The following is a 13,663-nucleotide window of genomic DNA, read 5'->3' on the forward strand; positions in this document are numbered from 1 at the left end:
AGTAAGCCCGGCAGGCATCCGGGCCAGTCGGATCGGTCACCTGTACGCCAGAGGCGTTATCCGGGTCCGGTAACGCCTCTGGCGTACAGGTGAAGGGCGGTTCACGCTTACACCGCCCTTCGGTCGCGTCGACGGCCTACCGGTTGTCCGCTCTCCACAGCTCCCAGGCCAGCCAGGCCGAGCCGATCCCGATGAGCAGACCATGGGTGATCCGCACCGCGGCGGGCGTGAAGAACTGCGGGAGGAAGAGGGCGAACCCCAGCGCGAACGGAACCCCGCTGTGCCGGGTCAGCCTCCCCGAGCGCCAGACCGCCACCGCGGCCAGCACCGCGCCGACGCCCAGGGCCAGCAGTCCGATCACGAAGGTGGAGGCGGCGGCCGGGCTGAAGCGTACGGTCTCGACCGCGGTGAGCAGGTCGAACCGCTGACCGTCGGCTGCCTCGCGGGCGAGGGCGTGCAGGCCGAAGTCCTCGGCACCGTAGTACGGCAGGACCAGCCCGGCGCCGATCCACCCGGTCAGCAGCGCGGCGGTGGCCGGCCGTTCCCCCGCGGTGCCGTCGACCGCCCGGCGCAGCGCGAGGAGCCCGAGCGGCAGCAGGATGAAACCGACCATGGCGAACAGGTGCGACGCCACCCACGCGGTGGAACCCATCGCCGCGACCGCTCCGGCCACGGTGGATTCGTCGTCCCAGGGCCGGGTGGCCGGATAGAGGATGAACAGGGCGCCGGTGGCGGCGAGCAGCAGAGCACCGGGCCGGGTGCGGGCGGCAGCCGTCGCGTCGAGCCTCGGACTAGTCATAGCTAATAAGCTAATGATATTAGCCGAACGGTGTCAAGGTACCCGAGAGGGCGACGCTCACGCGCAGGCGACGCTCACGCGTACGCGACGCTCACGCGCAGACGACGTTCACACCGGCGTCCCGGAACGCCTGGAGCGTCGCCGGGTCGGCACCCGAGTCGGTGACCAGGGTCTCGACCCGCTCGATGGGGCAGATCCGGGCGAAGGCGTGCCCGCCCAGCTTGGACGAGTCGGCAATGATCACCACTCGTTTGGCCCGGGCCACCATCAGGTTGTTCATCGACGCCTCACCCTCGTGATGCGCCGCCGCACCGAGCTGCACGTCGATGGCGTCCACCCCGAGCAGCGCGACGTCCAGGGTGACCTCGCGGAGCAGCGCACCGCCGAGCGGGCCGACCAGTTCGAAGGACTGCGGCCGGACCACCCCGCCGGCCACCACGATCTTCATCCGGGACCGGACCAGCAGCTCGTTGGCGATGTTCAGCGCGTTCGTCACCACGGTCAACTGGGCACCGTCGGCGCTGCTGTTCAGGTCCGGGCGTACGGCCAGCCCCCGGGCCACCTCGGTGGTGGTGGTGCCGCCGTTGAGCCCGACCACCGTCCCCGGGGAGACCAGGGCCGCGGCGGCGGCACCTATCCGCTGTTTCTCGGCCGAGTGCTTGGCGGTCTTGTAGCGCAGCGGAAGGTCGTACGAGACGCCGTTTGCTACCGCCCCACCCCGGGTACGCGTAATCATCTGCTGCTGGGCGAGCTGGTCGAAGTCACGCCGGATGGTCGCCTGCGAGACGCCGAGCCGTGCGGCGGCGTCCTCGACGGTGACCCGACCGGCGTCGGTAAGCAGTTCGAGCAGCGCGTTCCATCTGGCGTAACGATCCACTCCGGGCCTCCAACTGCATACGGTGCGGAGATTTCGTGCACAATAGTGCGCGAAACGCGCAGCCGCAAAGCATGGTCCTGCGCGAAGCTGCGCGCAGTTGCCACCACCATCGTCTTTCGCGCAGAATGACGCGCGAAAGATCGTCAAACCGAGCCGTATTGCGCAGGCCGGTCCGCCGTCACATGGCGCCGCCCCGCCGGTGCGGTCTCCCGTCCGCGAGGAGCAGCGATGAGCCACGTCGACGCGGAGATCGCAAGTCAACCCGAGTGCTGGCGCCGGGCCGCCGGACTGGCCGCCGACTCCACCGCCGCACTGCCCCGACCCGGTCAACGGGTCGCCGTAATCGGCTGCGGCACCTCCTGGTTCATGGCGATGGCCTACGCCCGGCTGCGCGAGAGCGCCGGGCACGGCGAGACCGACGCCTTCCAGGCCTCCGAGTTCCCTCTCGACCGCCGGTACGACCGGGTCGTGGCGATCACCCGGTCCGGCACCACCACCGAGGTGCTGGACGTCCTCACCGTGCTGGGCGGGCGCCGGCCGAGCACCGTGATCGTCGGCGACCCCGGCTCGCCCGCCGTCGATCTCGCCGAACAGGCCGTCGCGATGCCCTTCGCCGACGAACGCTCGGTGGTGCAGACCCGGTTCGCCACCAGCGTCCTGGCCCTGCTCCGGGCCCACCTCGGCACCGGGATCACCACGCTGGCCGCCGACGCCGAGGTGGCGGTGCGCGCCCCGCTGCCGTTCGACCCCGCCCGGGTCGAACAGATCACCTTCCTTGGCCGGGGCTGGACGGTCGGGATCGCCCACGAGGCGGCGCTCAAGTGCCGCGAGGCGGCCACCGCCTGGGCCGAGTCCTACCCGGCGATGGACTACCGGCACGGCCCGATCTCGATCGCCGCACCGGGTCGGATGGTCTGGGCGTTCGGTGAGGTCCCCGAGCGGCTGGCCGAGGACATCACGGCCACCGGCGCGGCGTTCGTGCACAGCCGGACCCACGGCGTACACGCGATGATCGGCGGCTGGGCCGCCGGCCGTACCCCGCTGGACCCGATGGCCGACCTGATCCTGGCGCAGCGCTTCGCGGTCGCCCTGGCCAAGGAGCGCGGTCTCGACCCGGACGCACCCCGGCACCTCACCCGCTCCGTGGTGCTCGCGTGACCGACCCCGCCGCGCCAGCGGGCGGAGCCGGGCCGACCGGCGAGGTGGTCGCGGGCGGCACGCCGGCCGGAGCGGTGGTCGTCGCGCTCGACGTCGGCGGGACCGGGATGAAGTGCGCCCTGGTCCGGCCGGACGGGCGCGTCGCGCACACCGAACGACACCACACCCGGGCCGAGCGGGGCCCGACGGCCGTGGTGCAGAGCATCCTCGACGTCGCCGAAGGGCTCGCCGGAAAGGCCCGGGCCGACGGGCTCACCCCGGTCGCGGTCGGGCTCGCCGTGCCGGGAGTGGTCGACGAAACCACCGGCCGGGCCGTCTGGTCGGCCAACCTGGGCTTCCGGGACGTACCCCTGCGGGAGCTGGTCACCGCGCGGCTCGGCCTGCCCACGGCGCTCGGCCACGACGTGCGCTCCGGCGGGCTCGCCGAGGCCCGGCTCGGCGCCGGACGGGGCACCCGGCACGTGCTCTTCCTCGCCATCGGCACCGGGATCGCCGCCGCGCACGTGGTGCACGGGTCGGCCTTCGCCGGCGTGCACGGCGCCGCCGGCGAGCTGGGCCACGTCGTCGTACGCCCCGACGGGCCACGCTGCGGCTGCGGCCGGCTCGGCTGCCTGGAGGCGGTCGCCTCGGCCGCCGCGGTAGGCCGGCGCTACACGACGCTGACCGGGACCCCGGCCACCGCCGCCGAGGTGGTCGCCCGGGCGGCCGGTGGCGAGCAGGCCGCGACCCTGGTGTGGCGGGAGACCGTCGACGCCCTGGCCGACGGGCTGGCCATCGCCCAGGCGCTCTACGACACCGAGGTCGTCGTGCTCGGCGGCGGGCTGGCCGAGGCCGGCGCCGACCTTCTCGACCCGCTCGGCGCGGCGCTGCGACAACGGCTGACCTTCCAGACCGAGCCCCGGCTGCGGCGCGCGGCCCTCGGCGACGAGGCCGGCTCCCTCGGCGCCGCGCTGCTCGCCCTCGACGCCCTGAACCGGCCGTGAACGGACGCACCACCCCACCGGCCGGCACCTCAGCGCCGCCGCCGGCACGTCAGCACCGCCGCCGGCACGTCAGCGTCACCGGCCGGCACGTCAGCACCGCCGCCGGCACGTCAGCGTCACCGGCCGGCACGTCAGCGCCGCCGCCGGCACGCCCCGGCTCCCGAGCCGATCCGGCCCACCGGCGCGACGGGAGGGCGACATGATCGAACCTGACGAGACCGTCGGTCCGTCCGGTCTGATATGTCATGGCGACGACGAGCGCAGCAAGGAGACGACATGACCGTCCGGGTCAGTGGCAAGGTGGTAACCCCGACCGGTGTGATCCGGCAGGGATGTGTGGAGCTGGACGGCGAGCGGATCTCCGCCGTCGCCGAGTACCCGTCGATCCGGGACGGACACTGGATCGTGCCCGGCTTCGTCGACATGCACAGCCACGGTGGCGGCGGGCACACCTTCACCACCGGGGACGCCGACGCGGCCCGGGCCGCCGCCGCGTTCCACCTGGCGCACGGCACCACCAGCATGATGGCCAGCCTGGTCAGTTCGCCGTACGAGCTGATGCGGGACGCCACCGAGGCGTTCGCCCCGCTGGTCAAGGAGGGCGTACTGGCCGGCGTCCACTACGAGGGGCCGTACCTGTCGGCGGTGCGCTGCGGGGCACAGAACCCGGCGTTCCTCCGCGAGCCGTCCCTGGACGAGTTGACCGAGCTGCTCGCCCTCGGCGACGGTACGGTCCGGATGGTCACCCTCGCTCCCGAACTGCCCGGCGCGCGCGCCGCGATCGAACTGCTCGTCTCCCGCCGGATCGTCGCCGCGATCGGGCACACCGACGCCAGCTTCGAGCAGACCGCCGCCGGGGTGGTCGCCGGGGCTACGGTGGCGACCCACCTCTTCAACGGCATGCCCAGCCCGCACCACCGGGAGCCCGGGCCGGTGTTCGCGCTGCTCGGCTCCCCCAACGTGGTCTGCGAGCTGGTCGCCGACGGCGTACACCTGCACCAGGGCACCCTGGCGTTCGCCGCCGGGGTGGCCGGTCCGGACCGGGCCGCGCTGATCACCGACGCGATGGCCGCCGCCGGAATGCCGGACGGCGAGTACGAACTGGGCGGCCAGCCGGTGGTGGTGGCCGACGGGACGGCCCGGCTCTCCACCTCGGACTCGACACCGGGTGCGATCGCCGGCAGCGTACTGACCATGGACGCGGCGCTGCGCGCGGCGGTGGAGGCCGGGATCCCGATGGTGGACGCCTGCCGGATGGCCGCGACCACCCCGGCCCGGGCGACCGGGCTCGGCGAGCGGGTCGGCGCGCTGATGCCCGGCTGGCGGGCCGACCTGGTGGTGCTGGACGACGACCTGAACGTCGTCCGGGTGATGCGCGGCGGCGAGTGGGTCGATTAGCCGGAGATGCCGCGCCTGGCGCCGCTTCCGCCGATGCTGAGCGGGTGCGACGCGCTCGGTCCAGAACTCGTGCGAGTCATGGTCGGGCCGGTGCGGATGGCCGGGTGGCCGGCTCGGCGGGGTCGCCGCCCCGAGGTGCCGTCCGACCGGGGCCGGCACCTCGGGACACGCTGGTCGCCCTATCCGTCGGACGTCTGCTGCCGGTCACGATCGGCCGGTGGCGCCGCAGGTTCAGTCCTGCCGGCCGATGCTTCGGGCTTGCCGACCGATGCCGAAACCGGAGCGGCGTGGCGGCCGGAGCGGGGCTCCGGGACACTGCCGTCGACCGCCGCCGCACGGGGACCGCGCAGTGCCTGGCGGAGGCCGACGATCACCAGCGCCAGGCCGACGACCAGGAGCGCGATCGGACCCCACAGTTTGACCGTCTGGAGCAGCCGCCGGTTGGAGCCCGCCGCCTCGGCGCTGCGCGCGATCGTGTCGTCGGTGTAGGTGAAGACCGCGTCGAGGATCACCGTCTCCTGCCCGTTGTCGCCGACGAGGTTCTTGCGCTGCGTCTCCTGCACCTTGATGAACTGGCCGGTGGTCGGCTCCACCCACACCGAGCGGGTGTTGCTGTAGCGGATCTGGCCGGTGGTGGCGCCGGGCAGCAGTTGGCTCGCCAGGAGTTGGAGGCGGTCGGCCGGCAACGGCTGTGTCGCGTCGCGGATCTCCTGGGTGAACTGGTAGGTCTCCAGCCCGTTGATCTGCTCGGTCTTGACGAAGTGCGCCGGCTGGGTGGCGTTGATGTCCCGGTCGAAGATCTGGTAGGTCTTCTTCTCGGTGCCGAACGGGAACTTGTAGATCTGGCCCGAGTAGTTGACCCGCTGCCGGTCGTTGCCGGTGTCGAGCCACTGCTTGTCCCAGGACCGGGCGGCGCCGGTCCGCCGGTCGAGTGCCAGGGCCGTACTGTAGGCGCTGATCAGATCCTCGGTGTCGGTCCGGATCACCTCCTGGCCGACCAGCCAGACGACGGCCTCGCCGTCGAGCGGGCCATCCAGGTTGGCGGTCTCCTTGGCGTCCGGCTGCACGGTGACGGTCGAGCGCAGGGTGGCCTGGTTCACCTCGGCCCTGCCTTCGGTGATCTGTAGGAAGCGGGCGTTGGGCGCCTCGGCGACGGACTGGGTGCGTTCCAGGTCGTACGGCAGGCGGTCGACCTGGGGAGCCACGACGAACGCGAGACCGCCGGCGAAGACCAACACGAGAACACCGACGCCGAACAGCGCCGCGCCGATGACGCGGGACCTCATAGTGCCTCCACGATTTTGGGACGGTTATTCGGCACGCGGACTGCTTGCCGGCTGCCAGAGGTTACTACCGAGTCACTTCCGGATGCGACCCCTGCACGGTTCGTTCCTGCTCCCGATCATCGGGTTTCGCGGTCTTGCGGAGCACCATCGTGAAGTTCCAGGTGAGCGTCTCCCGTAGCACGGGGACCCGGGCCACCCACCGCGCCCACCCCGGGTGGTACCGGGGCAGCACGTCGACGATGTCGATCGCGCCGGCACGCCGGGCCGCCCTGGCCCACCGCATCGCCCGCGCGGCGCTGACCGGAAACAGGGTGTGTCCGACCCGGTTCTTCGGTTCCCGGCCGTTGCGGCGCAGGTAGCGCCGCCGGGCCCGCTCGCCACCCAGGAAGTGCCACGGCGACGTCTCGTGGCCGCCCCACGGGGACAGCCACGGGGTGAACGACACGAAAACCGTGCCGCCGGCCCGGGTCACCCGGACCATCTCGGTCAGCATCGCCTCCGGTTCGGCGACGTGTTCGAGCACATTGGACGAATAGCAGACCTCCACCCCGCCGGACCGTACCGGCAGCGCCGTCCCACTGCCCCGCACCATGCCCGACACGGCGGCGCCGGCCGCGGCGAAGTCACCAACGGCCGGGTCCAGACCGACGTACGCCGCGCCGGCTCGACGGAACTCGGTGGCGAAGTAGCCGGGGCCGCCACCCACGTCGAGGACCCGCGCGCCGGCCAGGTCCAGGTAGGACCGCAGTTGCCGCACGGAGTCCTCGGCGAGCAGCGAGTAGAACCGGTCCGGATCGGACTGTTCGTGCAGGAAGCCCCGGAACAGCGCCACCGACCGACCGAGCGTCGCCCGGTGCCGCTGCCCGTCCGACGACTCCGGCGACTGCTCCAGCTCTGGCGCCGCCCGCCCGGCGACGGTGACGATGTCGGTGCCGGTGCCGCTGTCGGACCTGGGTCGGGGGCCGGCGCCGGTGTCGAACCCGGGTCGGGGGCCGATGCCGGCAACGGTGTCCGCGACGGTGTCGGCGCCGGTGTCGAACCCGGGTCGGGGGCCGATGCCGGCAACGGTGTCCGCGACGGTGTCGGCGTCGGCGTCGGTGCCTGCTCGGGGGCCGGTGCCGGGCTCGGTATCGGTGTCGGACCCGGGCGGGCGGCCCGCGGTCGGCGCCACGGTCGCCGCGACGGCGCACACCGCAGCGAGCATCGCCGTCTGCACGACGGCGCCGTACACCCACTCCTGCCCGTGCCCCAGCAGCCGGCCCAGGACGGCCGCCGCGATGCCACCGGTACCGGCGACGACGGCTATCCCGGGCAGTGCACCCGGCCGCAGTAGGCGTACCAGCATGGCGGCGAGCAGGAGCGCGGCCGCCGCCGCGCCGCCGAGGGCGACCGCGAGCGCCACCAGCGGCACCACCACCCACCACCCGCCGGCGCCCGACGACCGTTCCGTCGCCCGGCCGCCGGCCGGTCGGCGGCGGCGAGCCGGCACGAGCGCGGCGAGTCCGACCAGGAGTACGGCGCCGGCGCCCGCCGCCAGCCCGGCCCGGTACGGCCGATCCGGGGCGAAGCTGAGCGTCACGGTGCCGCCGGCCCCGGCCGGCACCTCGAACGCCTGCTGCCAGCCGTCGACCCGTTCGGCCCGCAGCCGCTGACCGCCCAGCGTGGCGGTCCAGCCGGCGTTGAAGTTCTCCGGCACGACGAGCAGCGCGGCCTCGCCCGCGCCGATCGTGACCGTCCGTTCGGCGGCCCGCCACCGGTCGACCTGCACGTCGCGGGGGCGGATGGGCGCCGCCGGGCCGGTCCCGGCCGGCACGAGCGTCACCGAGTCCACCACGAACGCGTCCGACGGGACCGTACGCAGCCGGTGTTCGCCTGCCGGGAGCTGCACCCACTCACTCGCGAAGTCGTCGCAGACGGTCACCGTGAGCGACCGGCCGGCGCGCAGGTCGGCGAGGGTGCCGGAGACCGACGTCGGGTACCCGACGCCGTCGAGCGTCACCGTCGGCCCGTCCCCGCACGGCACCGCCACCGGCGGGTCGGCGTCGGTCGCCGCCAGCAGGTCGGCGAGCGCGGGGACCTCGACCTCGGCGACACCGACCGGCGCCGGCCACGCGCTGCCGCGGGGGTCGGCCACCGCGCCGTCGAACGCGGTCACCGTGATGTCCAGTCGGTCGGTGTTCCACTGCGGGAAGCGGATCCAACCGTCCGGGTCGACGTGCGCGCTGGTCGATCCGGTCCGGCTGCGCAGCAGGACCTGCCGGGGTACGGCGGAGACCGGCGCCGTCGGCGCGACCAGTCGTACCCGGTCGATCGTCCGCCGCTCCGTCCAGCGCAGCCGCAGCGTCGGCCGCTCGTCCACCGGCTCCGCCAGCCATGCCGTGGTCGGATCGCCGTCCACCGCCGCGTCGGCGCCGACCGAGACGTCCCCGGCGAGCACCGACGACGCCGACGCGGTCACCGGGCGCCGCACCGGCATCGACCCGTTCGGGCGCGGTCGCGCGGTCAGGCTCAGCGTGTACCTCGCCGCCACCGGCGTCGCGAAGAACCGGTGCACGCCGAGCGGCTCCTCGCCTGCCCGAGCCAGGAACTGGTCGCAGCGGAGTCCGTCCGAGCCGGTGAAGCAGGCGCCGCGCTCCTGCGGGGCGCGGCCGAACGCGTACGCCGGTGCCGGCCCCCCGGTCAGGTCGGCCGGGGCGCGCAGTGCACGGTGGGCCGTCAGCCCTGGAATGCCCAGCTCGCGCAGGGCCACCGCGCCGCCGCGGTAGCCCTGGCGAAGGGCGAGCACCGTCACCCGTACGGTCGTGGTCAGGCCGGGAAGCGTTTCGAGCCGGTGTGGCCCGGGGGTGTCGGGCAGTGCCCGGTCGACCTCGCCCTGGTCGGTGCCGACCCGTACCAGCCCGACCGGGAGCGCCGCCCGCAGGTCGTCGGAGAAGTCCACGGTCACCTCGGTCACCCGACGTGGCGTGTCCAGGGTGACCTCCAGCCACTGGCCGGGGGCGGGCTCGAACGGGTCGGAGCGCCAGGCGGTGCCGGTGTCGCCGTCGAGCGCCGCGAACGGCAGGTAGGACGGCTCGGTGCCGCCGAGCGAGTCGGCGAAGCTGGCACCGCTGGACGCGTCCACCGAACGGATGCCCTCGTACGCGGCGACGGTCTGGTGCCCGGCGGGGGCGAACGGCAGCAGGTCGCTACGCGGCCGTCCCTGCCGGGTCGCCTCGTCGGCGGTCAGGGTGTGGCTGATGTTGTCGCGCATCCGGCCCACGTTCAGCTCGCGTCGACGCAGCCCGTCGGTGACGATCCGGGGGCCGATCGCGTCGGCCGGCTCCGCGTCGCCGGCCAGCAGGACCGGCTGCCGCGGGTCGAGCAGTCCCTGCTCGAGGACCCCGAGCAGCGACTCCGGTCCGCCGCTGAGCACCGGCACGTCGGCGCGGGCCGACGCCGACACGGTGGGCACGGCACGGTCGACCGCGAAGATCTCGATCGCGGGTACGGACACAGCCGCGTCGACGGGGCTGCGTCGCGGATCGTCGACGCCCACCGCCGGACCGAACGACGCGGCCCGGCGCAGCCCCGGGGAGTTCACGATCGCCTGCCGGATGACCGCGACCGGCGGTGCGCCGCTGGCCGCCCGGTCGATGTCATGCCGGACCAGCAGGTAGCGGTATCCGGAGCGGGCGAGGAAGTCGGCGAGCGCCGGTGAGCCACGGCCCTGCGCCAGCACCGCCTCGACGGTGTCCATCACCCGGATGTTGCCCTCGGAGCCGAGCGGGATCTGGTGCCGGGTCGCCCACGGTGCACCGGCCAGCGGCTGGATCGGCTCGTCGACCGTCCGCCCCCAGGTGTGCTGCGCGAACCCGGATCCGGGGACGACCAGGGTGCGCGCCTGCGAATCCTGCCCGGCGAGCCAGTCGGCCGCCTGCCGCCAGTGGCTGGGCAGGTCCGTCCAGCCCGGACCCGGTCGCAGCATGAGCAACCACGCGGGCGCGGACGCGACAAGCAGCAGGGCCGCCACGGCCGGCGCCACCGGGACCCGTACCCGGGGTCGGGCGATCCGCCGGCTGGCCGCGTGGGCGAGGCCGAGCAGCAGCGGCAGCCGCAGCACCGGCTCGAACTTGTGCACGTTGCGCAGCGGCGCGAGCGGCCCGTCGAGCAGGTCGCGGACGAACGGGGCGAGCGGGCTGTCCAGCGTGCCGAGGTAGCCGGCGGTCAGCAGGGTCAGCCCGGTCAGCATGCCCAGGACGAGGAACCGGCGTTCGGGCAGGCCGCGCAGTGCCAGCCCGACCAGCCCGACCAACGCGACCAGCGCGGTCGTGGCCATCAGCAGCGGGTTGTCGACGAGCACCCAGCCGGCCGGCCACCACGGTTCGCCCTGGACGACGTAGCCGACCCACTGGTTGGTGCCGCGTACGGCCTGGAAGAGCGAGGTTACCGCGGTGGTCGTCGCCGACGACTCGATGTAGTCCAGGAACGGCAGGCTGTACTGCCCGAAGAGCAGCAGCGGCGCCACCCACCAGAGGGTCGCGCCGGCCACGAAGACGCACCACCAGGCGCCGAGCGCCGCCAGGTGCCGGTCCCAGCGCCGGGTCGCCAGCCAGAGAACGGGCAGCACCAGCGCCATCACGGTGGCGGCGGCGTTGATTCCGCCCATGAAGAGCACGGCCAGCCCGGAGAGGGCCGCCGCACGCCGGGCCGAGCCGATGCGGCGCACCGCCACCAACGGCAGCAGTACCCACGGCAGCACGACCACCGGCAGCATCTCCGCGGAGAGCGGACCGATCTCGGTCAGCATCCGGGGCGCGAGCGCGTAGGCCAGCCCGGCCAGCAGCCGGCCGGGCTCCGTGCCGATCCGCAGCGCCCGGGCGAGCAGCACCACGCCGAGGTATCCGGCGCAGAGCAGGAGGGCGCTCCAGGCTCGCTGGGTCACCCACGGCGGGAGGTTGAGCAGGTCACCTGCGGCGAAGAACGGGCCCATCGGGAACAGGTAGCCGTACGCCTGCTGCTGAAGCTCCCCCGAGGCCGCCTCCGGGTTCCACAGGTGCAGCGCCCGGGCCATGAACCCGATCGGGTCGACGGCCAGGTCCAACTTGGTGTCGAAGGTGACCTGGCCGGGGCGTTGCGCCACGGCGAGCACCACGAGCAGGAGCGCGCCCGCCCACGTGGCGAGCCGCCGCCGACGGCCGACCGGATCCGGGCCGCCGTGCACGTCTGCCGACGGGGTCGCGGCCGGCCCGGCGACGCGGTCCCGCGCGGTGGCCGTCATCGGCGGCACTTCGGCGGCAGGCAGCTGAACTCGGCCAGCGCGGAGAAGAAGATCTGCTGGATGCCGGACGGTCGCGGGGTCAACGCGACCCGGCCGCCCGTGGCGCGGGCGATCTGCCGGAGTTCGTCCTGATCGATATCTGGGCCGACACCGATGAACAGGATCGGCAGCGGACGGCGCTTGTCACGCAGCCCGGCCAGCTCGGCGAGCAGCTTCGACCGGCTGATCCCGCTGGCGTTGTCGTCCTTGCCGTCGGTCAGGACCAGCACCATGTTGATCCGCCCGGCGGTCCAGTTCCGGGTCGCGTCGCGGTACGCCGCCAGAGTGGTGTCGTAGAGTCCGGTCGCGCCGTTCGGCTTGACGCGTACCCGGTCGAGCGCCTTCGTGATCTCCGCCCGGCGCGGGCCGACCGGACCCACCGGGACCACCTCGCGGTAGTCGCGCTCGCCGTCCAGGTCGGTGGAGAACTCCCAGACGCCGAGTTCGGTGGTGCCGAGCAGCAGCTCCACGCCGCCCTTGGCGGCCTGGATGGTGGCGGAGATCCGGGTCTCCGCCGTACCCGGCAACCGCGCGGCCATCGACCCGGAGATGTCCAGGACCGCGAGCATCCGGGCGCTGATGTGCACCCCGCCCCACGCGTTGATCAGCGCGGTCGCGTCCGCCTCGCCGGGAAGCGGCACCGGCGGGTATCTCCCGGTACGGATCCCGTTCTCCGTGGTGATGCCGGCCGGTGGCCCGCCACTCGGGGTGCGCAGGCCGTGCCGGGTCACCGCCGCCGTGCCCTCGGCGGCAAGCATGCCGCGCAGGAAGGCGGCGGCACCCTCCCGGGGCGCACCGGCGGCGAGGATCGCGTACGGGTAGTCCGGGCCGGGCACGGGCGCCGGCGGGTATACGGCGACCTGTCGCCTGCCGTCAGCAATGGCCAGCAGGATCTCCTGCTCGGTGCTGACGACCGCGGTCTCGGCCGGCCCGGGTCCGGTGGGCACGGGTGCCGCACCGGGGAACGGGACGGTGCGGGTCGCCAGTCGACGCATGATCGCCGCCGCGCCGGCCGCGCCCCTGGACGGTTGGACGGTGTCGGCGAGCGCCCGGACGGCCACCAGCGCGCCGAAGCCGAGCGGGCTGGCCGTCGGGTCGGGCAGCGCGACGGGCAGCGGTGGTCGTTCGGCGGCGACCAGCGTGGCCCAGTCGAGGGTGCGGTCGCGGTCGCGGTCGAGCCGGGCGTACGACCGCTCGTCCAGCGACAGCACGACCGGGGTGCTCGCGACCGAGACGCCCTCTGCCGGCACCTGGAGGGCACCGGCGGCGCGGGCCCGGCGCAGCCACAGGGTCGACTCCGGCAGCCAGGCATCCGGGGCAACGACGGCCGCCGCAGCGGCCGTGCTGGGCGGCGCGGGCGTCGTCGTGCCGTGGGGCGCGGGTGTTGTGCCGTGGGGCGCGGGCGTTGTGCCGTGGGGCGCGGGCATCGCGGTGCCGGACGGTGCGGGCGTCGCCGTGCCGGGCGGCGCGGCACCGTCGGCCGCCCGAGACGTGAGTTCGCGCAGCACGTCCGCGGACTCGCGCGCCTCCACCAGGATGTCGAGGCAGCGTTCCCGGGCAGCCAGGTCGCGCGCGACCTGCCGGGCGGGCGGTTCGACGCTCGGCGCCACCGCGATCCGGAGCGTGGTCCGTTGCCTACACGGCGGTTCCTGCCGGGTCCGCTCCAGGTAGCTGCTCGCACCCCATCCGCCGAGCACCGCTACCAAGGCGCCGCTCAACAGCAGGACCGGCCAGAACTCCGGCCGGGTCCGCAGGCCGCCGTTCGTCACGTGTCCTCCTCAGTGACGTCACCATTGCGGATGTCTGCAGCGCGCCCTAGTGTGACCCAACCGCGAACCGTACTCGCTAGTAGGGGTGGATGAGTAG

General features: G+C 73.9%; 8 protein-coding genes. 3 read left to right on the forward strand and 5 right to left on the reverse strand.

Annotated features, from left to right (window positions below; translation table 11 throughout):
- Positions 1-136: 136 nt before the first annotated feature.
- Both EV371_RS31755 and EV371_RS31760 read right to left on the reverse strand, forming a co-directional pair.
- Positions 137-799 carry a hypothetical protein gene (locus EV371_RS31755; protein WP_130465303.1) on the reverse strand — a complete coding sequence of 221 codons (663 nt, stop codon included), beginning with the start codon at positions 797-799 and terminating at the stop codon, positions 137-139.
- A 91-nt stretch (positions 800-890) separates the two neighbouring features.
- A complete protein-coding gene (locus tag EV371_RS31760) occupies positions 891-1,676 on the reverse strand; it encodes a DeoR family transcriptional regulator (RefSeq protein ID WP_130465304.1) in 786 nt (261 codons plus the stop codon).
- Positions 1,677-1,904: 228 nt separating this feature from the next.
- Between EV371_RS31760 and EV371_RS31765 the strand changes: the two genes are divergently transcribed.
- The 3 genes from EV371_RS31765 (at position 1,905) to nagA (ending at position 5,215) form a co-directional block, all read left to right on the forward strand.
- Positions 1,905-2,834, forward strand: coding sequence for a sugar isomerase (locus EV371_RS31765; protein ID WP_130465305.1), 930 nt, complete (start codon positions 1,905-1,907; stop codon positions 2,832-2,834).
- Between the two features lie 44 nt (positions 2,835-2,878).
- Positions 2,879-3,817: an ROK family protein gene (locus EV371_RS31770; RefSeq protein ID WP_349338938.1), complete on the forward strand. Its 939-nt coding sequence runs from the start codon at positions 2,879-2,881 to the stop codon at positions 3,815-3,817.
- Between the two features lie 276 nt (positions 3,818-4,093).
- On the forward strand, positions 4,094-5,215 hold the full coding sequence (nagA, locus tag EV371_RS31775) for an N-acetylglucosamine-6-phosphate deacetylase (RefSeq protein ID WP_130465306.1): 1,122 nt from the start codon (positions 4,094-4,096) through the stop codon (positions 5,213-5,215).
- A 179-nt stretch (positions 5,216-5,394) separates the two neighbouring features.
- Here the strand turns inward: nagA and pgfA are convergent, their stop codons facing one another.
- From pgfA to EV371_RS31795, 3 genes are all read right to left on the reverse strand, one after another.
- Complete coding sequence (gene pgfA / locus EV371_RS31780; RefSeq protein WP_130465307.1) at positions 5,395-6,501, reverse strand: cell envelope lipid trafficking protein PgfA; 1,107 nt, start codon at positions 6,499-6,501, stop codon at positions 5,395-5,397.
- Positions 6,502-6,565: 64 nt separating this feature from the next.
- Positions 6,566-11,758 carry an alpha-(1->3)-arabinofuranosyltransferase domain-containing protein gene (locus tag EV371_RS31790; protein ID WP_486484875.1) on the reverse strand — a complete coding sequence of 1,731 codons (5,193 nt, stop codon included), beginning with the start codon at positions 11,756-11,758 and terminating at the stop codon, positions 6,566-6,568.
- Entirely contained in the window at positions 11,755-13,566 is a 1,812-nt protein-coding gene (locus tag EV371_RS31795; RefSeq protein WP_130465308.1) for a substrate-binding domain-containing protein, read from the reverse strand. Before EV371_RS31795 ends, EV371_RS31790 begins: the two co-directional genes overlap by 4 nt.
- Positions 13,567-13,663 lie beyond the last annotated feature (97 nt).

This window comes from Plantactinospora sp. CNZ321 (assembly GCF_004217235.1).